25 protein-coding genes are annotated in these 20,021 nt (G+C 61.3%); 10 read left to right on the top strand and 15 right to left on the bottom strand.

Translation table 11 applies throughout. From position 1 onward, the window contains the following. The first annotated feature begins 81 nt into the window (after window positions 1-81). The 3 genes from mobA (at window position 82) to FHS49_RS18935 (ending at window position 3,864) form a co-directional block, all read left to right on the top strand. Complete coding sequence (gene mobA / locus FHS49_RS18945; protein WP_184022071.1) at window positions 82-612, top strand: molybdenum cofactor guanylyltransferase; 531 nt, start codon at window positions 82-84, stop codon at window positions 610-612. Then, the gene (gene fdhF, locus FHS49_RS18940) at window positions 609-3,455 is read left to right on the top strand and encodes a formate dehydrogenase subunit alpha (protein WP_184022068.1); all 2,847 of its coding nucleotides are present in this window, start codon (window positions 609-611) and stop codon (window positions 3,453-3,455) included. The genes mobA and fdhF overlap by 4 nt, the downstream gene beginning before the upstream one ends. Before the next feature lie 124 nt (window positions 3,456-3,579). Then, window positions 3,580-3,864 (top strand): formate dehydrogenase subunit delta, encoded by a 285-nt coding sequence (locus FHS49_RS18935; protein WP_184022065.1) that lies wholly within the window; start codon window positions 3,580-3,582, stop codon window positions 3,862-3,864. Between the two features lie 16 nt (window positions 3,865-3,880). Here the strand turns inward: FHS49_RS18935 and fdhD are convergent, their stop codons facing one another. Then, entirely contained in the window at window positions 3,881-4,651 is a 771-nt protein-coding gene (gene fdhD, locus FHS49_RS18930; RefSeq protein ID WP_184022062.1) for a formate dehydrogenase accessory sulfurtransferase FdhD, read from the bottom strand. Between fdhD and FHS49_RS18925 the strand changes: the two genes are divergently transcribed. The 3 genes from FHS49_RS18925 (at window position 4,641) to bfr (ending at window position 6,811) form a co-directional block, all read left to right on the top strand. After that, entirely contained in the window at window positions 4,641-5,993 is a 1,353-nt protein-coding gene (locus FHS49_RS18925) for a DUF418 domain-containing protein (RefSeq protein ID WP_343053035.1), read from the top strand. The genes fdhD and FHS49_RS18925 overlap by 11 nt on opposite strands. 60 nt (window positions 5,994-6,053) lie before the next feature. Next, window positions 6,054-6,227 (top strand): (2Fe-2S)-binding protein, encoded by a 174-nt coding sequence (locus tag FHS49_RS18920; RefSeq protein WP_184022058.1) that lies wholly within the window; start codon window positions 6,054-6,056, stop codon window positions 6,225-6,227. Window positions 6,228-6,328: 101 nt separating this feature from the next. Continuing rightward, entirely contained in the window at window positions 6,329-6,811 is a 483-nt protein-coding gene (gene bfr / locus FHS49_RS18915; protein WP_184022055.1) for a bacterioferritin, read from the top strand. Window positions 6,812-6,845: 34 nt separating this feature from the next. Here bfr and FHS49_RS18910 read toward each other — a convergent pair whose 3' ends face one another. The 6 genes from FHS49_RS18910 to panB all read right to left on the bottom strand — a co-directional run bounded on the left by FHS49_RS18910 (window position 6,846) and on the right by panB (window position 12,043). Next, the gene (locus tag FHS49_RS18910) at window positions 6,846-7,283 is read right to left on the bottom strand and encodes an Hpt domain-containing protein (RefSeq protein WP_343053033.1); all 438 of its coding nucleotides are present in this window, start codon (window positions 7,281-7,283) and stop codon (window positions 6,846-6,848) included. An 82-nt stretch (window positions 7,284-7,365) separates the two neighbouring features. Further along, window positions 7,366-7,581, bottom strand: coding sequence for a sulfurtransferase TusA family protein (locus tag FHS49_RS18905; protein WP_343053031.1), 216 nt, complete (start codon window positions 7,579-7,581; stop codon window positions 7,366-7,368). Beyond that, window positions 7,578-8,945 (bottom strand): ribosome biogenesis GTPase Der, encoded by a 1,368-nt coding sequence (gene der, locus FHS49_RS18900; RefSeq protein WP_184022052.1) that lies wholly within the window; start codon window positions 8,943-8,945, stop codon window positions 7,578-7,580. Before der ends, FHS49_RS18905 begins: the two co-directional genes overlap by 4 nt. A gap of 99 nt (window positions 8,946-9,044) precedes the next feature. Continuing rightward, the gene (locus FHS49_RS18895) at window positions 9,045-10,418 is read right to left on the bottom strand and encodes a PQQ-like beta-propeller repeat protein (RefSeq protein WP_184022050.1); all 1,374 of its coding nucleotides are present in this window, start codon (window positions 10,416-10,418) and stop codon (window positions 9,045-9,047) included. Next, the gene (locus tag FHS49_RS18890; protein ID WP_184022047.1) at window positions 10,418-11,116 is read right to left on the bottom strand and encodes a tetratricopeptide repeat protein; all 699 of its coding nucleotides are present in this window, start codon (window positions 11,114-11,116) and stop codon (window positions 10,418-10,420) included. The genes FHS49_RS18895 and FHS49_RS18890 overlap by 1 nt, the downstream gene beginning before the upstream one ends. A 66-nt stretch (window positions 11,117-11,182) precedes the next feature. Continuing rightward, window positions 11,183-12,043, bottom strand: a complete 861-nt coding sequence (gene panB / locus FHS49_RS18885; RefSeq protein ID WP_184022044.1) for a 3-methyl-2-oxobutanoate hydroxymethyltransferase — start codon at window positions 12,041-12,043, stop codon at window positions 11,183-11,185. Between the two features lie 177 nt (window positions 12,044-12,220). Here panB and FHS49_RS18880 point away from each other — a divergent pair, with 177 nt between their 5' ends. Then, window positions 12,221-13,285 carry a phosphatase PAP2 family protein gene (locus FHS49_RS18880; protein ID WP_184022042.1) on the top strand — a complete coding sequence of 355 codons (1,065 nt, stop codon included), beginning with the start codon at window positions 12,221-12,223 and terminating at the stop codon, window positions 13,283-13,285. On the opposite strand, the gene FHS49_RS18875 is transcribed toward FHS49_RS18880, so the two are convergent. From FHS49_RS18875 to FHS49_RS18865, 3 genes are read right to left on the bottom strand one after another with little or no spacing between them, the layout of a single operon-like run. Further along, window positions 13,242-14,270 carry a glycerophosphodiester phosphodiesterase gene (locus FHS49_RS18875; protein WP_184022040.1) on the bottom strand — a complete coding sequence of 343 codons (1,029 nt, stop codon included), beginning with the start codon at window positions 14,268-14,270 and terminating at the stop codon, window positions 13,242-13,244. The genes FHS49_RS18880 and FHS49_RS18875 overlap by 44 nt on opposite strands. A 24-nt stretch (window positions 14,271-14,294) precedes the next feature. Next, complete coding sequence (locus FHS49_RS18870) at window positions 14,295-14,633, bottom strand: ArsC family reductase (RefSeq protein ID WP_184022148.1); 339 nt, start codon at window positions 14,631-14,633, stop codon at window positions 14,295-14,297. Window positions 14,634-14,645: 12 nt separating this feature from the next. Next, the gene (locus FHS49_RS18865) at window positions 14,646-14,882 is read right to left on the bottom strand and encodes a hypothetical protein (protein ID WP_184022036.1); all 237 of its coding nucleotides are present in this window, start codon (window positions 14,880-14,882) and stop codon (window positions 14,646-14,648) included. A 119-nt stretch (window positions 14,883-15,001) separates the two neighbouring features. Here FHS49_RS18865 and FHS49_RS19750 point away from each other — a divergent pair, with 119 nt between their 5' ends. Further along, window positions 15,002-16,120, top strand: coding sequence for a hypothetical protein (locus FHS49_RS19750; RefSeq protein WP_246351087.1), 1,119 nt, complete (start codon window positions 15,002-15,004; stop codon window positions 16,118-16,120). Further along, a complete protein-coding gene (locus tag FHS49_RS18855) occupies window positions 16,117-16,473 on the top strand; it encodes a hypothetical protein (RefSeq protein WP_246351084.1) in 357 nt (118 codons plus the stop codon). Before FHS49_RS19750 ends, FHS49_RS18855 begins: the two co-directional genes overlap by 4 nt. Before the next feature lie 7 nt (window positions 16,474-16,480). On the opposite strand, the gene FHS49_RS19745 is transcribed toward FHS49_RS18855, so the two are convergent. Both FHS49_RS19745 and FHS49_RS18845 read right to left on the bottom strand, forming a co-directional pair. Further along, window positions 16,481-16,783, bottom strand: coding sequence for a TonB family protein (locus FHS49_RS19745; RefSeq protein WP_184022034.1), 303 nt, complete (start codon window positions 16,781-16,783; stop codon window positions 16,481-16,483). 57 nt (window positions 16,784-16,840) lie between these two features. Further along, on the bottom strand, window positions 16,841-17,020 hold the full coding sequence (locus FHS49_RS18845; protein ID WP_184022031.1) for a hypothetical protein: 180 nt from the start codon (window positions 17,018-17,020) through the stop codon (window positions 16,841-16,843). A gap of 274 nt (window positions 17,021-17,294) precedes the next feature. On the opposite strand from FHS49_RS18845, the gene FHS49_RS18840 reads away from it, so the two are divergent. Continuing rightward, window positions 17,295-17,924: a hypothetical protein gene (locus FHS49_RS18840; RefSeq protein ID WP_184022028.1), complete on the top strand. Its 630-nt coding sequence runs from the start codon at window positions 17,295-17,297 to the stop codon at window positions 17,922-17,924. 41 nt (window positions 17,925-17,965) lie between these two features. Here the strand turns inward: FHS49_RS18840 and FHS49_RS18835 are convergent, their stop codons facing one another. The 3 genes from FHS49_RS18835 to FHS49_RS19870 all read right to left on the bottom strand — a co-directional run bounded on the left by FHS49_RS18835 (window position 17,966) and on the right by FHS49_RS19870 (window position 19,656). Further along, the gene (locus tag FHS49_RS18835; protein WP_221240591.1) at window positions 17,966-18,817 is read right to left on the bottom strand and encodes a nucleotidyl transferase AbiEii/AbiGii toxin family protein; all 852 of its coding nucleotides are present in this window, start codon (window positions 18,815-18,817) and stop codon (window positions 17,966-17,968) included. Between the two features lie 13 nt (window positions 18,818-18,830). Further along, window positions 18,831-19,451: a type IV toxin-antitoxin system AbiEi family antitoxin domain-containing protein gene (locus FHS49_RS18830; protein WP_184022023.1), complete on the bottom strand. Its 621-nt coding sequence runs from the start codon at window positions 19,449-19,451 to the stop codon at window positions 18,831-18,833. Between the two features lie 82 nt (window positions 19,452-19,533). Then, complete coding sequence (locus FHS49_RS19870) at window positions 19,534-19,656, bottom strand: hypothetical protein (RefSeq protein WP_281397122.1); 123 nt, start codon at window positions 19,654-19,656, stop codon at window positions 19,534-19,536. Between the last annotated feature and the right edge of the window lie 365 nt (window positions 19,657-20,021).

Below are 20,021 nucleotides of genomic sequence, written 5' to 3'. Positions count from 1 at the left end.
AAGCGCAGTCGAGACACGTTTGGGCGTGCCCCCACGTCCCTCGACTTCGCTCGGGACAAACGGTTGGTGCAGGTGTCCCTCATGATCCTCGGCGCAATCATCGCGGGTGGCCAATCCCGCCGCTTCGGCAGCGATAAGGCGCTGGCGAGTGTGGATGGCAAGCCGCTGCTCGATCACGTCGCCGAAGCGCTCGCTGCTCAGACCGACGCCATCATCGTCGTCGGAAGAAGCTGGCCCGGCATCACATCCATTGCCGACCGCCCGACCCTCGACCAGGGGCCGCTGGGCGGTCTCTGCGCAGCGCTCCATCATGCGCAAGCCCATGGCTTTGAAACCGTGCTGACCGTGGGGTGCGACATTCTTCCCCTCCCCGCCCATCTTCCCGCTTTGCTCGCACCCGGCAGCGCCGTGGTCAAAGGCCAGCAGCTTATCGGCCTGTGGCGCGCCGATCTCGCCAGCGCGCTGGAGGATTATCTCGAATCCCAGCCCGATCGCGCCATCCGCGGATGGATGGCGACCGCGGCTGTGCGCACCGTGACGCTGGATGCCAGCTTCCATAATCTCAATACCCCGGAAGATCTGGCCGCCTTCACCAAGGATCAGGCCGCATGACCTATACCCGCCAGGCCGATTTCGGCACCCCCGAATCCAAGTCCACGCAGAGCGTCACGCTCTCGATCAATGGTCGTGCGGTCACCGTCCCCGCCGGATCGACGGTGATGCGCGCCGCCTCCGAGATCGGGACCAACATCCCCAAGCTCTGCGCCACCGACAGCCTCAAGCAGTTCGGCTCCTGCCGCCTGTGCCTGGTCGAGATCGACGGCGCACCCGGCACCCCGGCCTCCTGCACCACCCCCGTCTCCGAAGGCATGGTGGTCCATACCCAGACGCCGAAGCTGCAGAAATTGCGCAAGGGCGTGATGGAACTCTACATCTCCGATCACCCGCTCGATTGCCTCACCTGTGCTGCCAATGGCGATTGCGAGCTGCAGGATCAGGCCGGCGCGGTCGGGCTGCGCGACGTGCGCTACGGCTATGAAGGCGCGAACCACCTCGGCCAGGCCAAGGACCATTCCAACCCCTATTTCGATTTCGATTCGTCCAAATGTATCGTCTGCTCGCGCTGCGTGCGCGCGTGCGACGAAGTGCAGGGCACGTTCGCGCTGACGATCGAGAGCCGCGGCTTCGGCTCCAAGGTTTCGGCGGGCACCCCGGTCGACGATTTTCTGTCCTCCGAATGCGTCTCCTGCGGCGCATGCGTCCAGGCCTGCCCCACCGCGACGCTCACCGAAAAGGCGCTGGTCGAGATCGGCACGCCCGAACGCTCGGTCGTCACCACCTGCGCCTATTGCGGCGTCGGCTGCACCTTCCGCGCGGAGATGCGCGGCGAGCAATTGGTGCGCATGGTGCCGTGGAAGGACGGCAAGGCCAATCGCGGCCATTCGTGCGTCAAGGGTCGCTTCGCCTGGGGCTATGCCACGCATCAGGAGCGCATCACCAAGCCGATGGTCCGCGCCAGCACCGATCAGCCGTGGCAGGAAGTCTCCTGGGAGGAAGCCTTCGCTTATGCCGCGTCCGAACTGAAGCGCATCCAGGGGCAATATGGCCAGCGCTCGATCGGCGGGATCACCTCCTCGCGCTGCACCAATGAGGAGACCTTTCTCGTCCAGAAACTGATCCGCGCCGGCTTCGGCAACAACAATGTCGATACCTGCGCGCGCGTCTGCCATTCGCCCACGGGCTATGGGCTGAAGACCACCTTCGGCACCAGCGCGGGCACACAGGATTTCGACAGCGTCGAGCATTCGGACGTGATCCTGATCATCGGTGCCAACCCCACGGACGGTCATCCTGTGTTTGCCAGCCGGATGAAGAAGCGCATCCGCGAGGGCGCTAAATTGATCGTCGTCGATCCGCGCCGGATCGACATGGTCCGCACCCCCCATATCGAGGCGCAATACCATCTCCCGCTGCGCCCCGGCACCAATGTCGCCGTGCTCACCGCGATCGCCCATGTCATCGTCACCGAGGGGCTGGCCGACGAAGCCTTCGTGCGCGAGCATTGCGATTGGGACGAGTTTCAGGACTGGTCCGATTTCGTCGGCCAGGCCAAGAACAGCCCCGAGACGCTGGCACCCGTCACCCTGGTCGATCCGCAGGATCTGCGCGCCGCCGCGCGCCTCTTCGCCACTGGCGGCAATGGTGCCATCTATTATGGCCTCGGCGTCACCGAGCACAGCCAGGGCTCGTCCACGGTGATGGCCATCGCCAATCTCGCCATGGCTACCGGCAATATCGGCCGCCCGGGCGTGGGCGTGAACCCGCTGCGAGGGCAGAACAATGTGCAGGGCGCGTGCGACATGGGCAGCTTCCCGCACGAGCTTCCCGGCTATCGCCACATCTCGGACAAGGCGACGCGCACGCTGTTCGAACAGGATTGGGGCGTCACGCTCGACGCCGAGCCGGGCTTGCGTATCCCCAACATGCTCGACGCCGCGGTGGATGGCGTGTTCAAGGCGCTCTATGTACAGGGCGAGGATATCCTCCAGTCCGATCCCAACACCAAGCACGTCGCCGCGGGCCTCGACGCGATGGAATGCGTGATCGTGCAGGATCTGTTCCTCAACGAGACCGCGAACTACGCACACATCTTCCTGCCCGGATCGACCTTCCTCGAAAAGGACGGCACCTTCACCAATGCCGAGCGACGCATCCAGCCGGTCCGCAAGGTGATGTCCCCGCTGAACGGCTATGCCGATTGGGAAGTGACGCAGGAACTGGCGCGCGCCATGGGGCTCGACTGGAACTATACCCACCCCAGCGAGATCATGGACGAGATCGCCCGCCTCACGCCGAGCTTCGCGGGCGTGAGCTTCCGTCGGCTGGACGAGGCCGGTTCGCTGCAATGGCCCGCCAATGAAGCCGCGCCCGAGGGCACGCCGGTGATGCACGTCGGCGGCTTCACCGGCGGCAAAGGCAAGTTCGTGGTGACCGATTACGTCCCCACCGACGAGAAGACCGGCCCGCGCTTCCCCTTGTTGCTCACCACCGGGCGGATCCTGAGCCATTACAATGTCGGCGCGCAGACCAGGCGCACCGCCAATACCGCCTGGCATCCTGAAGACTTGCTGGAGGTGCATCCGCAGGATGCCGAGGACCGCGGGATCAAAGACGGCGACTGGACGCGCCTCGCCAGCCGCTCGGGCGAGACCACGCTGCGCGCGCTGGTCACCGATCGGGTTGCACCGGGCGTGGTCTACACCACCTTCCATCACCCCGCGACACAGGCCAATGTGGTCACAACCGACTTCTCCGACTGGGCCACCAATTGCCCGGAATATAAGGTGACCGCGGTGCAGGTGACGCCTTCGAACGGCCCCAGCGACTGGCAGGAGGATTATGAGGCACAGGCGACGCAGAGCCGCCGCATTGTGGTGGTGGAAGCCGCGGAGTGATCTTTTCTAGGCGCCCCCTCCCCCGTCATCCCCGCGAAGGCGGGGATCCCGCTTCTTCTTCGAACCAGGGAAAAAGGAAGCGGGATCCCCGCCTGCGCGGGGATGACGGACAGGGCGTAGTCCAATGACCGGCATGACCACCCAGCAGCGTCTGATCTACATGGCCAATCAGATCGCGCGCAACATGGCGATGATGCCGCATGACAAGGCGGTCGCCGCGCTGGCGGATCATGTCGCGATGTTCTGGGATCCGCGGATGAAATCGATGATCTTCGCCGACAGCGCGGGCCTCTCGCCGATCGCCGCGGACGCGATCGCCTATCTCAAGCAGGGCGGCACCCCCGCGCACCAGACCCAGGCCACCGAATTCAACGCGGTCGGCGAAGCGGGGCATAGCGACGCGGGTTAGGGCTGTGAGGCTTCCCTCACGTCAGTTGCAGGAAGGAATCCGGTCGCGCCAGCGTGATCAGCGCCAGTCCGCAATCCTGCGCGCGCTGCAATGCCAGGCTGGTGGCGGCGGAGATCGTCACAAGCGCGGGGCATCCTGCCAGCGCGGCTTTCTCCACCAGTTCATAGGAACAGCGCGCCGTCAGCAGCGCAAAGCCGTCGTCCCAGCCCATCCCCGCGCGCGCCATCGCACCGATCAATTTATCGAACGCATTGTGACGGCCGACGTCCTCGCGCACCAGCCGGATCGCGCCGTCTGCGCCGCAGAACGCCGCGCCGTGCACCGCGCCGGTCGCATTGCCGAGCGGCTGTGCGGCGCGCAGGGCTTTGAGCGCGGCGAACACGGCCGGGGCCGCGGGCACACGGCCCTCCACCACGGGCAAAGGCCGCAGCGCCTGTTCCAGATTCTCGATCCCGCATAAGCCGCACGAGGATTCGGAAATGCGGTGGCGCACGCGTTCGATCACCAGCGGTCGCCGCGCCTCGATCAGATGGATGCGCAGGATCGTCCCGGTCTCGGCAGGATGAACGTCCACCGCGACGATATCGGCAGCGCTCTCGATCAACCGCTCGGATAGCGCAAAGCCGAAGGCGAAATCCTCCAGATGGGCGGGCGTCGCCATCATCACGGCATAACCAAGCCCGTTCATCTCGATCGCGATCGGCTGTTCGATCGCAACGGGTCGCGTGACCGTCTCCCGGCGGCCATCGGGCGCGATCTGGGTGAAGGTGCCGGGGGTGTCGCTCATCGTCCTGCTCTCGCCCAAAGCCGGGTCGCCTGCAAGCTCTTGCCTCAAGCCCGCCCGCCGTTCACAGGCCGGTATCGTGGAAATCATGCCCCCCAGCCCACCCGTCCGCCATCTGACGCTCGACGCCCTGCGCGGTATTGCAGTGATGGGCATCCTGGCGATGAACATCATCGCCTTTTCCATGCCTCAGCCGGCCTATATCAATCCGCTCGCCTGGGGCGGGACCAGCGCCGCGGATCTGGGCATGTGGGCGGTGAATTTCATCCTCGTGGATGGCAAGATGCGCGGGCTCTTCTCGCTTCTGTTCGGCGCGTCGATGTTGCTCGTGATCGACGGCGCTGAGGCCAAGGGGTTAAGCGGCGGATTCATCCATGCCCGCCGGATGCTCTGGCTGATGATCTTTGGCCTGATCCATCTTTATCTGATCTGGTATGGCGATATTCTCTTCCTTTATGCGGTCGTCGGGCTGATTGCCTATGGTTTCAGCCACAAGGATGCCCCGGCGCTGCTCCGCCTGGGCATCGGCCTGATCCTCACCAGCTTCGTCTTCTGGGCGATCATGGGGGTGGCACTGATCTTCATGCAGCACGGGGCCATGGCCGCCGATGCCTCCGCGGGGCAGATCGCCAGCTATCGCGGCATGATCGCCAGCATCGGAGCGCCCGATACAGCGCCCATCCACCACGAGATCGAAATCTATCGCGGCAGCTATACGCAGATCCTCGCCAACAGCTTGGCACCCGACAATATCGACGCGCCGCTGACCACGCTGTTGTTGACCGGTCTCGAAACGCTGGGCCTGATGCTCATCGGCATGGCGCTGCTCCGCAACGGATTCCTGACCGGGCAATGGAGCCGCAGCCAGTATCGCAGCGTGGCGATCCGTGCCTATCTGTGCGGTCTCCCGCCGATGATCGCTTTGTGCCTGTGGTGCTTGGCCAGCGGTTTCGATCCGGTGACCACGTTCAATGCGGTTCTGGTCTGGTCCACACCTTTCCGGATCATCATGGTGATCGCCCATGCCGCACTGGCGCTTTCGATCATTCTGGCCCGACCGCAGAGCCGCCTGCTCCGCCGGATCGCCGCCGCGGGCCGGGTGGCCTTTACCAACTATCTCGGCACCAGCATCGCGATGACAGCGCTTTTTTATGGCTATGGCCTGGGGCTGTTCGGACATGTCTCGCGCTTTCACGTCTATGGCTTCGTGCTGATCGGCTGGGCGGTGATGCTTTGGTGGTCGAAGCCGTGGCTGGAGCGATTCGCTTATGGCCCGCTTGAATGGCTCTGGCGTTCGCTGGCGCGTGGAAAAATTCAGTCCATGCGACGCACAGCACCAAATTAACTATTGCGATCTATTATCATTATCCTTATCTCTTTCGCAGGAGAGCTGGAGGGAATCGCTTTGGTCGTCTGCATCTGCAATGCCATTCGTGAGAAAGACCTGCGCGAAACCGTCCGTAGCGGTGGCGCGAGCAACGCCTGCAGCGCCTATGCGGCGCTCGGCCGCAAGGCCCGGTGCGGCCAATGCGTCCCGTTTGCGCAAAGCATTATCAAGGCCGAGCTTGCGACTGCCTGACGATAGCCCCACCATAAATCCCTGTTTTCCGCCATTTTTCGGGTATCTTTAGCCCCGCCACGCCCGTATAATCAACGCTTCAAATTCAAGGAGCCGCGGCCGTGAAGGGCGATACCAAAGTCATCGAATATCTGAACGAGGCGCTCAAGAACGAGTTGACCGCGGTCAATCAATATTGGCTGCATTACCGTCTGCTCGACAATTGGGGCATGGCCAAGCTCGCGCATTTCGAACGCCATGAGTCGATCGACGAGATGAAACATGCCGACAAACTGGCGGAGCGCATCCTGTTCCTTGATGGTTTGCCCAATTTCCAGCTTCTGGGCCGGCTCAAGATCGGCGAAAATGTCGAAGAGATATTGCGATCCGATCTGGCGCTTGAGAACGAAGCCATCCCGCTGCTGAAGGATGGCATCGCCTATGCCGAAAGCGTGCGCGATTATGTGAGCCGCGATCTGATGGCGGATATCCTCTCCAATGAAGAGGATCATGTCGATATCCTGGAGAAGCAGTTCGACATGATCGAACGCATGGGTCTTCAAAATTATATCCAGCTTCAGTCGAAAGCGCCTGAAGAGGATTGAGGCCGATTGAGCCTCTCCAACGGGAGAGGCTGTTTCAGATCCGACCGAAGCTCTGGTTGTTGGCGTCTACCTTGCGTCCGAAGCCGCCATTGCGGCGCTCTACCAACGGATTGCATTCGCGTTCGAACAGGAGGAGCGCCTCTTCGAATACCGGACGAAGCTGGACGACCTGCTCAAGCAGTTCGTCCGGCGCTTCGTGCACTTCGACGCAATGCCGCGCCACGGCTTCGATCTGTTCCGCGAGACCGGCCAAGGTCTCGGCCCCGAATTGAAGTGATTCGCCCTTGAGCGTATGCGCCGGAACGACCATCGCGGCGGCGTCCTTCGCGCGCATCGCGGTTTCGATCGCCGCCACGGATTTGGTGCCATCTTCCCGGAAATAGCCGAGAATGCGGATGAAATCGGCGCCCAGCTCCTGCCGGGCCTCCAGAAATGCGGGCCAATCGATCTTGTTTTCCACTGTCGGCGTCACGTCAACGGCTCCTTACGCGGGTCATGCGCACATGCCCCCTGCAATCTTTCGTAGAGAAACCCGGTAAATATGTGGTTGACGATCAGGCGGTAATTTCGAAGCCGGGTCCAATATCGGTGGTCACCTCGATCACATTCCACCCCCGCTCCGCCGCCAGCGCGGCGATCTCCTTCGGCGCGATCGGATCATCCGCCACGATGCGGATCACAGCGCCGGCACCCGCCTCCCGCACAGCGCGCGCCAGTCGCACGGCCGGCCAGGGACAGCGCATACCGCGCGCATCGAGCAACGAGATCACTTGTCGTCGAAGGGATTCTTCGGCGCTCTCAGCGTCAATCGCACGGGCACCGCGCCGAATCCCAATTCCTTGCGAATGCCGTTCACCAGATAGCGGCGATAGCTTTCCGGGAGCTGATCCACGCGCGTGCCGAACAGGATAAAGCCCGGTGGGCGGGTCTTCGCCTGGGTGATATAGCGCAACTTGATGCGCTTGCCGCCGGGCGCTGGCGGTGGATTGGCTTCCACGGCGCGCTCGAACCAGCGGTTGAGCGCGCCCGTGCCCACACGCTTCGACCACATTTCGCGCACCTCGAACGCGGCGGCGATCATCTGATCCACGCCCTTGCCTGTTGCGGCGGACACCGCGACCAGCGGCACGCCGCGCGCCTGGGCCAGACCTTCGTCGAGCGCGGCGCGCACCCCGTTAAACAGGCTGCTCGGTCCTTCGGCGACATCCCATTTATTGAGCGCAATCACGAGCGCACGGCCCTCTTCCAGAACGCGATCCGCGATCTTGAGATCCTGAACCTCCAGCCCGAGCGTGGCATCGAGGAGCAACACCACGACTTCGGCGAAATCGATCGCGTGGAGTGCATCGGCGACAGAGAGTTTCTCCAGCTTGTCCTGAACCTTCGCGCGCTTGCGCATCCCGGCCGTGTCGATCAGATGAATCGGCCGATCCTGCCACATGAAATCGATCGCGATCGAATCGCGCGTGATCCCGGCCTCTGGCCCGGTGATCATCCGCTCCTCCCCCAGGATACGGTTCACCAGCGTGGATTTGCCCGCATTGGGCCGCCCCACGATGGCGAGCTTCAGCGGGCCGGTTTCCTCGTCATAATAAGGCGCAGGCTCATCGGGCGTGTCATCATAGCCTTCGGGTTCGAGCAACGGCAGCAGCGCCTCGAACAGATCGGCCACGCCCTCGCCATGCTCGGCGCTCATCTCGACGGGATCGCCAAAGCCGAGGGAGAGGGATTCAAGCACGCCATCATTGCCCGCCTTGCCCTCCGCCTTGTTGGCCACGAGCACGACGGGCGTGCTGCCGGCGCGCAGCCAGCGGGCGATTTCCTCGTCCAGCGGCAGGATGCCGACGCGCGAATCGAAGAGGAACAGCGCGACATCGGCGCTCGCCACTGCGGCTTCGGTCTGCGCGCGCATACGGCCTGGCAGCGTCAGCGCATTCTCGTCTTCGAAGCCGGCGGTATCGATGATCGTGAAATCGAGCCCGAGAAGCTGCGCCTCGCCCTCGCGCCGATCGCGCGTCACGCCGGGAAGATCATCGACCAGCGCGACCTTCTTGCCGACAAGGCGGTTGAACAATGTGGACTTGCCCACATTGGGACGGCCGACGATCGCGACGGTAGGGACGTGTTTTGGCATAAGCGACGCCATAGACGCGATTGCGCCGCAGCATAACCCCTATCCGCAAGCGCGGCGCGCGTCTCTCCTGCGGCCGTTGCCGCAAGAGAGATGGCGATCTTATTTCCAGGCCGTCAGCTTGCCGCCATCGTCCAGGATATAGAGCATGTTGTTTGCCACCACGGGCGGCAGATCGACGCCGTGCTTCAGCTTGATCGTGTTTACCACCGAACCGTCCATCGGCGATGCGAACACCACCTTGCCTTCGGAGCTGGCGACCACCAATTTGTTGCCCGCGAGCACAGGGCCGGTCCAGTTGATCGGCTTGGTCTTCTTCTTTTCATTGCCATAGCGCTCAAGCTGCGCTTCCCAGCGCACCTTGCCGCTGACGCGGGAAATGCAAAGCAATTTGGCCTCGTCAGTCACCACGAACAGCCACTCGCCCGCCACCCAGGGGGTTGCGATGCCCGCCACGTTGATTTCCCACAAGCGCTGGCCGGTGAGGATGTCGATGGAGATCATGCGGCCACCCTGGCCAATCGCGAAGACGCGGCCCTGATCGATCACGGGATCGGCATCGATATCGGAAATCGTGGCCACGGCGGTCGAGATGCTGGTGCGCGAGAGGGCGTCCTGCCACACTTCCTGGCCATTTTCGTAGCGATAGCCGCTCAGCTCGCCTGAGGAATAGCCAGCGATCACCGTGCCCTGGCCCACGGCAGGTGCCGCAACGCCGAACACGCCAGCGGATTCCAGCGTCCCCGAGCGCTGCCATTCAAGGCTGCCGTCGCTTGTTTTCAGGGCGTAGATCTGATTGTCCTGGCTCACCACATAAGCGTTGCCGAGACCGACGCCCGGCGAACCGCGCAAAGGACCGCCCGGCCGCTTGAGCCAGATCTGCGCGCCCGTATTGGCGTCATAGGCACCGACGTCGCCAAGCCCGTTAACCGCAAAGACGCGACCGTCCTCGAAACTGGCCCCGCCGCCGAAGAGCACGCCGGCATTGCCCGTCATTTCGCCGGTCCAGATCGAACGCCCGCCCGCGATTTCCTTGGGATCGCCGATCTTGGTGGCCCACACCAGCGCACCGGTGGAAGCATTATACGCGCGCAGATTGGCGCGGGTGTCCACCGTGAAAACCTTGCCATCTGCCACGATCGGCGCGGCACCCAAGCGCTCGTAAGCGTCGGTGCCGCGGATATCCGCGGTCCAGGCCACGCTCAACGTATCGGGCAATGTGGGATGCCCCATGGATTTGGCGCCATTGCCGCCCGATTGCGCCCAATCGGTATTGGGCGCAGCCGGCGGGAGCACGATCGCGACATCGGCAATGCCGGAATCGACCTCGACTTCCGTTTCGGAGGTGAGGATCGGAACCCGATCGCCAAAGGTCGGGGTCTTGGGCTTCTTGTCCCCGCCGCCGCCCAATATGCCGCAGCCGCCCAGCGCGAGCGCCAGCGTGCCGATCAATAAGCCCTTCGCGTATACGCGCATTATTTTCCTTCTCCGGTCGATTGATCGACAGCGTCGACCCCCAATACCCCGGCCATCTGCACCGCGCGTGAACGGATGGTTTCGGGGACGCCCTTGTCCTTCGAAATCTCCGCAAAGAGCGGCCCGGCGAGATCGGGTTTGTTCATTTTCATATGCGCCACGGCCACCATCTCTCCGGCGCTGCCGAACCAGGGATTGCCCTTCTGCGCGAGCGGCTGGAGCCGGGCGATGATCACCTCCGGCTTCAGGCTGTCATATTCAGTCGCTGTCTGGCGCACCAGCGCGAGATCACGGAAGGGCTTGGGTGCCTCGGCATCGTCCGCCACGGCCTTGAAGTCGGCAGCGGCCCCGGCGATATCATTCTTGCGCAATTTCAGCCCGGCGATCGTGAAACGCGCCGTCGATCGATAGCCCGGATTGCCGGACTCCAGCAAAGGCTTGAGCCGCGCTTCCGCGCCCTGTTCCTTGCCCGCCTCAAGATCAGTGAGAATCTGGGTCATCTGCTCGCCCAGCACGTCATTCTTCTTGGTCTGCTCATGCTGCCACCAGAGCCAGCCGCCGAACGCGACCAAGCCGACAAGCACGGCGATCGCCACCGCAATGCCCCAGCGCTTCCAGAAACCGGCCAGTTGATCGCGGCGCAGTTCGTCATCGACCTCGCGCAGAAAGGCTTCGTTACTTGGGGGCTGGGACGCCACGACATTCTCCGGACAGGCTTGAAATTCGGCGGACCCTAGCCGCAAAGCCAGGGAAACGAAAGCGTCTCAATCCTTGGGCAGATAGGTCTGCTCCACCCCCGGAAATGCGCGGCTGCGCACCTCTTCGGCATAGGCTTTGGCGGCGTCGCCGATCCGCCCTGCCAGATTGTCATAGCGTTTCACGAAGCGCGCCGTCCGCTCGAACATGCCCAGCATATCATCCACCACCAGCACCTGGCCGTCGCATTGCGCCGAGGCACCAATGCCGATCACCGGGCATTCGACCGCTTCGGTGACGGCGCGGGCGAGCGGCTCAAGCACGCCCTCGATCACCATCGAGAAGGCACCCGCGCCCGCGATCGCGCGGGCGTCGGCCAAGATCTTGGCATGTTCGGCATTGGATTTTCCGCGCGCGCCATAGCCGCCCAGCGCATTGACCGCCTGTGGCGTTAGCCCGATGTGGCCGACCACGGGGATCCCGCGGGACGACAGGAAAGCGACGGTGGGCGCCATCGCCTCGCCGCCCTCCAGCTTGACCGCGGCGGCCCCCGTTTCCGCCATGATCCGCGATGCCGAATGGAAGGCTTGTTCGGGGCTGGCCTCATAGCTGCCGAAGGGCATGTCGATGACGACCACCGAATGATAGCTCCCCCGTACGACCGCGGCACCATGCGCACACATCATATCGAGCGTCACCGCCAAGGTGGAAGGCAATCCATAAATCACCTGCCCCAGGCTATCGCCCACCAGCAGCATATCGCAATGCGGATCCAGCAATTGCGCCATGCGCGCCGTGTAAGCGGTGAGCATCACGATCGGATCCTTGCCCTTGCGCGCCTGAATGGCGGGCACCGTGAGACGCTTCATGGGGGCGGGCGTGGGATTGGCCCGGCTGGTCGACGTATCGAGCGTGTAGGTGGTGGACATCCTCTCTCCTTAACCGCAGCACCGCACCACCGCCAGACCATCTGCGCGGAGACGGCGATATCCTGATCGCGGCCCTGCACTCCATCCATCGCGCAAAGCTTGCCCAATGTTGCATTTTTGCTAAAACCCGCCCCGGAGCCGCGAGAGATTGTCCCCGGTCCGGCAAAGGCAAGCGAAGTGACAGGGCAGATTGGGTCGCGTTCTACACTGTTCAATCCCCGCAAGATCATGGATGTGCCGGTTCATCAGCGCCGAAGCATGGTGCGTCTGCTTGCGCTGATCGGCGTGGCAGGGTTCATCCTGCTCAATCTGACCGACGCCGATTACGAGGATTTCCTGATCTTCCTCGGCCTCTATCTCCTGCTCGCCGGCTGCGCATCGCTCAGCATCGGCTTCACCACGCATCGCATCCGGCTGGCACGGCCCAATGCCGATATCGAGCCGTTCGATTATGGGGCCTGGCTGGGCGTGACCGCGCTGATCACCGGGATGACGATCACATCCTTCATGATCTTTAAGCAGTTCATCATGCCGCCGCGTGGCTTTCCGTTCGATCCGGCGCTGGCGGCGCTCGATCGCTGGCTGTTTCTGGGTCATGATCCCTGGACGATCACGCACGCGCTGCTGCCGGGCTGGCAAGCCGCCAAATTGCTGGACATCTGCTACACCAACATGTGGTTCGTGCTGATGTATTGCTTTCCCGCCATCGCGATCACCATGGCGAAGAATTACGAGATTCGGCTGCGCCTCGTCACCTGCTGGCTGATGTCATGGATGCTGATCGGCAGCGCGGCCGCGTGGCTCTTCGGCTCGGCCGGCCCCTGTTATTACAACGCATTGATCGGCCCCAATGAGAGCTTCGCGCTGCTCAACCATCAACTCGTCCAGCTTGCCGCGCAGGCGCAGGACGCGGGCGTGACCATCCGCACGCTGGGCTATCAGCCACAATTGCTTTCCACCTTCCTTGATCCGGAGCTTGAGGCGGTGGGCGGCATTTCGGCCATGCCTTCCATGCACGTCGCCATGGCCACGCTGTTTGCGATCGGCGGCTTCCAGATCCGCCGCTGGCTGGGCTGGACGATGTGCGTCTACACCGTCCTGATCTGGGTGGGGTCGATCCATTTCGGCTGGCATTACGCCACGGACGGGATCGTGGGCGCGGCGATGATGTTCGGCCTGTGGAAATCGACCGCGCTGATCACTCTGCCAATGTGGCAACCGCGATCGCTGGGAAATCGCTGAACACGCCATCGACGCCGAGCGCCGCGAACTGCTTCAGCTCCGCCGCCAGATCACCACGCGCGCGCGGGTTCACGCCCTTGCGCAATTCCAGCGGCAGAAAGTAATTCTCCGCCCGGAATGTCCAAACATGGACCTGAAGCCCCGCTGCATGAGCATCGGCCACCAGCGATGTCGCGGGCTTCGATCCGCCCAGCGGCCCGCGCGGCACGATCATTTCCTTGCCCGGCCCGATGCCATCCACATAATGCGCCACCTCGGCCAGTCCGGCCGGACTGGCATAAGCGGCATAGCTTTTGTCTCCCGGAGGCCCGCCCTCGCCGGACATCAGGAAGATCAGCCGCACCCCGGTCAATTCGCGCAACTGCTTCAGATTGGCGAGTTCGAACGACTGGATAAACACCGGATCGTCCTTGTCCTCATAGCCATTGGTCTTGAGGATCGCAGCAAGCGGCTCTTCCAGCGCCAGCCCGATCGACTGGAAATAGCTGGGATGCTTGGTCTCGGGATAGAGGCCGATCCGCCGTCCGGTCTCCTGCGCCTTCGCCTTGGCGAGATCGATGATTTCCTGAAAGGTCGGGATCTGGAACTGCCCATCGAATTTGGCATTGTCCGGCCGCAGCATCGGCAACCGCTCTTTCGCCCGAAGAGTCTTCAGCTCCGCCAGCGTGAAATCTTCGGTGAACCAGCCGCTGATCTTTTCGCCGTCGATCGTTTTCGTCGCCTTGCGATCCTTGAACGCGGGATGGTCCGCGACATCGGTCGTCCCCGAAATCTCATTTTCATGCCGGGCGACCAGAATGCCATCTTTGGTGGATACCAGATCGGGTTCGATGAAATCGGCCCCCTGCGCGATCGCGAGCGTATAGGAGGCGATCGTGTGTTCGGGCCGCTCGCCCGAAGCCCCGCGATGCGCGATCACGATCGGTTTGGCCGCCAGCGGCGCGGTCACGGCCAGCGCCGCGAGAGTGAGGAGCGTTTTGAACATAGGCGCGGCGCTACCCGGCACATATTACGCCTTGAAGACGGCGGCATAGGCATCGGGCTTGAACCCCGCCAGCAGCGCGCCCTCATGCTCCAGCATCGGACGCTTGATCATCGACGGCTGCGCGATCATCAGCGCAATCGCCTTGTCGGCATTCAAATCCGCACGGTCAGCCTCGGGTAGCTTGCGGAATGTGGTCCCGGCGCGGTTGAGCACGGTTTCCCAGCCGAGCTTCTCCACCCAGCCGCGCAATCGCGGCTCGTCGATGCCGACGGCGTTGTAGTAGTGGAAGACATAAGCCACGCCACGATCCTCAAGCCAGGTCCGCGCCTTCTTGATCGTGTCGCAATTCTTGATGCCGTACATGGTCGTCACGGGTCACTTCTCCAATTCGCTGAATTCAGAAACGATCCGGGTGCCATTCTTCAACAGCCGCCCGCCCGCATGAAGCTCGCACGCCTCTTCCGCTTCGGTCACGGTCTGAAAAATGCCGATTTCCCGCCAGCCATACCAGCGGCGCTTCTGCGCGATATACCAGTCTGTCCAGGTCCGCCCCTTGAAGAGCGCCTCGATAAAGGATTTGCGCTGATGGACGACACGGTAGCGGGGTTTCATCGGCGGATCATAGCGTGTGGGGGCGGGGGGGCAAATGGATTGGCAGGCGATCGCCGGTGATGAACTCTTGACTTGTTGGATTGTTCCTGTTTTGTTCTTAATGAGCAAGGAGAATCGCTATGGGGCCAAGCAACAACTTAGTTGAAGCCAAGTCGGCGGCACGAAAGGCTTTCACATATTATCTGAGGACGGGCCGGCGCGTGCCGGAGTCAATGTTTAAGCCTAAGCATCTAGAAGTAAAATTCAATCCTTATCATGATCCACTGAATGGTCGATTTACATTCGCGCCTGGCGGTCCGCGATCTCTCAGTCACATTCTTGTCTCGAATCAACGAGACTCATCCACTCTTAAGGATCCACGCTTTCTGGGATCCGAATTAATCTTTACAAGACAAAATGCCCATCTTAGTTCCAATCAACAGTCCACCTATCAAAATCTGTTAAAGCCGGCGCAATATCGCCCCAACCCTCGGGCACGGAGAGGGCACAATAGCGGCGCATTTCAAGATCCGCTGACGTTGCAACACATTTTCCCTAATTTGAGGAATGCACCTAGCGGAGCCATTATCGCAATTGCGGCTAATATCTTCGATTTTACTGGGCCTGGCGACGCACTAACATCTGCTTTGACCAAGGAATATTCCAATGTTTTGATAGATCAAATCCAAAATATTGATCCGAATTATCATTTTGAATCTTTGGGATTCCCTAAAACAATGGAAGGACAAAAGAATCAAATACAATGTCTGAGAATAGATAGAGCCGAAGCAATCTATCGTATTCTTGGAGAAGTTGGACCTCTACAGATCGAAACGATACGATTTTTGCAACAAAAAGTCGATGAGGCATATCAAGACGGTATACAGCATCTTAAATCTGGAAAATTAAGTGTATTTCTGTCTCCACATGAAGCCATCGGAAATTATGTTGATCGTCAAGTACGCAATGAGTTAAAACAATTTTATAATAGGATCGGAATTTCGCCAAAACATGATAGTCAGGTTCGCGTCGTTGGTCGAGAATATGATACTTCAGGGAATGATCGAACCTATACAACACCAGATGCACGCGTCGGAAAACTCGCGATAGACTGGACGCTAACTCCAAAAACAGGGAAAACGAAGCAAATTATCGGTTTTTTCAACGGAGATTTCAAACCGGATGCCACTGCAATTATAAGGCCGAGTCAAAGAGGTGTTCCAAGTATATACCTAATTAAACGTCCTGGAAAAAGATGATGCAACGCCCCTATTCACCATATATTCCTGAAGACGTTAGCGACATCATGGATCTTCTTGGTTGGATGATGCTCAAATCGCCCAAATTTGAGGACAAATCCGGCTATTTTGTTGGCCAGAATATTGATACGACATTTTTCGCCTTGCTGGAGGGTCTGAAAAACATCGAGCCCAAGGTCGGGAAGGAAAATTACGACAGTCTCGTCGTCATGTCTGGAAGAATGCGCGAGCATTTTGCTGCGGATCCGGATGATAAGACCGATGATGGATTGGCGGGGCGACAGATCATTTTCGATATGGAAAATCTGATCAAGGCAAGCGTTCAACGGCGGCCACCAGCGGCTTCCAGCTAACCCCTGTTTACGCCTCGATACGGAATGCCACTGGTGCTACCTCATCCGGGCGGTCCACCGGCATCACAGGCATTGGCTGGGCACGGAGGACGGATTGCAGGGCTTCCTCGTCCAGCGCCGAATAGCCTAACGAGCGGTGGAGTTCGGCGGAGAGCACCTTGCCCTCCCGGTTGACCCGGAATGGCACCGAGACCGTCCCCTCAAGCTCTTCGTACCGCGCGGCCGGCGGATAGGCCGGAAAGCGCGAGATATGGATGGCGATCCATAGTCCCACGATAGCGCCACGACCGGCGTCGCGGGCTGCCGGCACCGGCGTACTGCGACCATCGCAGCCTGCAGCAATCCGGCGAGCATTATGCCAAGCGCGTCATTCCCATTCGATTGTTCCGACATAGGGTAAGATGCTGATATTCCACATAAATTTTCCCCGTTTCGGTAGAAATGCCGCCACACTTACCGTCAAAAAGTTACGCTGTTGATTTTTAAGGGAAAATTTGCCCGCATTTTTTTTCGTCATTTCGCCATCTATCGAGATCGCCCGTACCATCGGCCCTCCCAGAAACCGGAGTTGCCGATTCATTTGGCAATCGGAATTTACCGTCAGCACCCTAGTGGAAATCGTAGTGGCAATCGAGCATTGCGTTCAGGCTGGGGCGGGCGAGCCACGGTCACTTTGGATCGCAGCCGGCTATTATCGACCAGTCCAGGCCATTTGTAGATCCGGTCATGAGCGTCCGTTTGCCAGAAGCCGCCGTCCGCTCTTCAGGAACCGGACGGTCATAGCGCTTGAGGCAGCATGCCCCTCGGGTCTAGCTGCGACAATGAACATCGACGATAAAGGTCCCAGCTTGCAATCGGCCGGCAACGCCGCCGCCCGCTTGTTCCGCGCCTATGAGGCGCACGCCGTGTCTCCAGGAGCGGACACCCTGTTCCACACGTTAACGGCTATGCACAGCCTCAATGACAAGTTGAGGAAGGCCGAGGTCCAGGACTTCGAGCATCTGGACGAATTCGCCGCCCTTAAGGCGCTTCGGAATTTCGCGCACCATCAGGACGAAATCGAAGCCAACGTGCGTGTAATCCCCTCACCCGCCGTCAGCGACTTGGCCTTCCTCTGCCTCGTCCGACGCGATCAGGTCGAGCGGGCGATCGATACCGTGGGCCAGAAGTGGCGCGCCGAAACACGCGCAGCCTGCGAACGCCGCTTTCACTGGTATGGCGAGGCGGTGAACATCAATCCCTGCCTCTTCAACTTCATGGTTCACGCCTACGAGCAACTCATCGCAGTCGGCGTGGAGGCGGATCCTGCTTCAATAGAGACTTTCGAGGCCTCGTACCAATTCGAAACCCGGGAAAGTCACTCGCACCTCATCGACGGCCGCTTGTCGGGTCGGGCCGGCGACATCGATGGTATGCTAACAACCCTCGTCGCCGACCTGCCGGGCCGCTGACTTCAGGCTTCCGGCCGGCTGCACCGCACCCTTAGCGGAAATCATGCGTGCCCCGGCGCCACTATCCGCGCGCACGACGGACCAACCAGCCCCCAGACTTTGTCGATAATCGATTCCAGTGAGACATTCTCGAGCTCGACCGATGCTGCGTAGGCGCGCCATTGGCGCTGCTTGACCTCATCATCGACCATCTCGGCCGAAAGCCCCGGTGGCCTTTCCGTCGGGATCGCCGTCTGACGTCGCTCGAATGTCGCGGTGATGGCCGCGTCCAGATCGTCAGCGGCAATGTCGAGCGCGCGCGGGATCGCCCAAAGATCGTAATAGTCCTTCATCCGTCCGTTCAGGACACCCAGCGCGACCATCGCCTGGAATTTCTCGGCGATCACCGTGGCGGGCGGATAGGCACGCACGTTGGGCGCGGGCAAATCCAGCAAGGTCGGATAGTCGAGTTGCTGGGTCGCATCGGCCATGGCGTCGCCAAAGCCGATATCGATTGTCACAGGGATGCGTGTCTTCTCGAGATAGGCTGACGTCTTGAGGCGGGTGCCGCCATATTCCATCTCTTCGCGGATGGCTGTCGCAGCCAGGGCGTCGAGATCAAAGACGAGGCCATCATCGCTCTCGATGGCCATGATCGCCCGGAAGTCCGCGGCCAGGCGTTCGGGGTCGGGATCGCCGTGACCCAGGAAGTCTGCATCCCGGGTCACCCGGTTGTCGTCCTCGACCCAGACCGTGACCAACATGCCGCCCTTCAGGACAAAACGCTCGCGATGCTCCGAGACCGACAGCCGGTAGAGCAGGCGTTCCAGTGCGAACCGCACCAACAGAACGTCGAACACCCGGCCTTCCTGGCGGGCGATGTTGAGCAGCCGATCCTTGACGGACTTGGCCATGTTGGTCGGTGTTTTAGCCATTGGACGTCAGCGCCTCGAGATAGGGTTGCATGATCTTCCACGCGCCGCCGGCCTTCGCGCCCTGAGCGATCACGCTCGGGGTCGCCTTGCGTTGTTCGATGGTGGCGCGCAGGCCTTCCACGGCCACCGACCGATCAACCAGCTTCGAGTTGCGGAAGAGGTCGGCGAGGGTCTTGGGGACGGAGTAGATCGGGACCTCAAGGCCAGCGATCATATGGTTTTCGACGCCCTGCCGCAGATATCGTTCGGTGAACCGCACCATGCGCATCGGGGGATAGGACTGCACGGGCGCCCAGTCGCTGGCGCCGATGGCCATCCAGATTCGGCGCGGCATTTGATCAGTCAGGCCGTGAAAGGCGAGCGCGGACACCATAGCGATCACGCCCTTGGGGACGCGTATGGCGGCCTCGGCGAGGATCTGGTTCTCCTCGATCTCAGATCCACGCTTCTGGTAAACCCCGCGCGAAATCCGTTCGATTTCCCCGGTCTCGACGGCGCGCGCGATCGTTTGCGCGCTGATGCCAGCTTCACGCAGTTCCTGCGCGCGCATCATGCTCCGGCCATCGAGCAGATTGCTGAGTTGGATCCTCTGCGAATCCGGAGCGGGCGACATGTGACAAATCCTCTGTTCGATCGCGTTCTTATCAGAGGTTTTGTCACAAGTCATCTAAGCGATGCGTGAGCGCGTGCCGGCCTTATCCGCCATCTATGGGCAGCAGAAACTGACCATCCGCGTCGGCATGCAGGCTCGCACGGACACTGGTTGGTCCCAGCCTTTCGAGCGCCTGCAGCGTTTCCTCGCGGCGGGCCCGGTTCATGACCCACCGACGTCGCCAAGCGGCGCCGATGTCAGGACAGGTCGCGTAGGTGTCAGTCGCCGGCGTCAGGTTCAGCAACGCAGACCTCGAACCAGGGCTCAGCTCACACCCGTAGAATATCCGGGGCGTCGCGTGGTGCAGAATAGCGTCGCTCTTCAGCCCCAACGCGTCGAGACCTTCCCGGATTTGCCGCAGCCTCGGGCTCGTCCCCTCCCCGAACCGGTTGTTTACCCGGCGGGAGTCGTGACGGGACATCGCCATGCTTCTCAGCTGTTGATTGCTGCTGAGAAGTGACCCGGGGTTTTCATCGAGAAGTGACCCGTCTGTAGGTTATGTTTCGAGTTTCATTGGTGGGTCAAGATGGC

This window comes from Sphingobium boeckii (assembly GCF_014199215.1).
GTDB classification, from domain to species: Bacteria; Pseudomonadota; Alphaproteobacteria; order Sphingomonadales; family Sphingomonadaceae; genus Sphingobium_A; species Sphingobium_A boeckii.
Note: the sequence above shows the minus strand (reverse complement) of the source record. Positions and strands in the feature narration are given on the sequence as shown.

What these genes read in the sequence shown, in the direction of transcription:
- der (WP_184022052.1), bottom strand. Translation starts at nt 8,945, where the DNA reads ATGCCAAAACACGTCCCTACCGTCGCGATCGTCGGCCGTCCCAATGTG.
- FHS49_RS18870 (WP_184022148.1), bottom strand. Translation starts at nt 14,633, where the DNA reads ATGTACGGCATCAAGAATTGCGACACGATCAAGAAGGCGCGGACCTGG.
- FHS49_RS18830 (WP_184022023.1), bottom strand. Translation starts at nt 19,451, where the DNA reads ATGTCGCCCGCTCCGGATTCGCAGAGGATCCAACTCAGCAATCTGCTC.
- panB (WP_184022044.1), bottom strand. Translation starts at nt 12,043, where the DNA reads ATGTCCACCACCTACACGCTCGATACGTCGACCAGCCGGGCCAATCCC.
- FHS49_RS19750 (WP_246351087.1), top strand. Translation starts at nt 15,002, where the DNA reads ATGGGGCCAAGCAACAACTTAGTTGAAGCCAAGTCGGCGGCACGAAAG.
- FHS49_RS18840 (WP_184022028.1), top strand. Translation starts at nt 17,295, where the DNA reads ATGAACATCGACGATAAAGGTCCCAGCTTGCAATCGGCCGGCAACGCC.
- FHS49_RS18935 (WP_184022065.1), top strand. Translation starts at nt 3,580, where the DNA reads ATGACCGGCATGACCACCCAGCAGCGTCTGATCTACATGGCCAATCAG.
- FHS49_RS18895 (WP_184022050.1), bottom strand. Translation starts at nt 10,418, where the DNA reads ATGCGCGTATACGCGAAGGGCTTATTGATCGGCACGCTGGCGCTCGCG.
- mobA (WP_184022071.1), top strand. Translation starts at nt 82, where the DNA reads ATGATCCTCGGCGCAATCATCGCGGGTGGCCAATCCCGCCGCTTCGGC.
- FHS49_RS18835 (WP_221240591.1), bottom strand. Translation starts at nt 18,817, where the DNA reads ATGGCCAAGTCCGTCAAGGATCGGCTGCTCAACATCGCCCGCCAGGAA.
- FHS49_RS18875 (WP_184022040.1), bottom strand. Translation starts at nt 14,270, where the DNA reads ATGTTCAAAACGCTCCTCACTCTCGCGGCGCTGGCCGTGACCGCGCCG.
- fdhD (WP_184022062.1), bottom strand. Translation starts at nt 4,651, where the DNA reads ATGAGCGACACCCCCGGCACCTTCACCCAGATCGCGCCCGATGGCCGC.
- fdhF (WP_184022068.1), top strand. Translation starts at nt 609, where the DNA reads ATGACCTATACCCGCCAGGCCGATTTCGGCACCCCCGAATCCAAGTCC.
- FHS49_RS19870 (WP_281397122.1), bottom strand. Translation starts at nt 19,656, where the DNA reads ATGAACCGGGCCCGCCGCGAGGAAACGCTGCAGGCGCTCGAAAGGCTG.
- FHS49_RS18845 (WP_184022031.1), bottom strand. Translation starts at nt 17,020, where the DNA reads ATGGTACGGGCGATCTCGATAGATGGCGAAATGACGAAAAAAAATGCG.
- FHS49_RS18855 (WP_246351084.1), top strand. Translation starts at nt 16,117, where the DNA reads ATGATGCAACGCCCCTATTCACCATATATTCCTGAAGACGTTAGCGAC.
- FHS49_RS18865 (WP_184022036.1), bottom strand. Translation starts at nt 14,882, where the DNA reads ATGAAACCCCGCTACCGTGTCGTCCATCAGCGCAAATCCTTTATCGAG.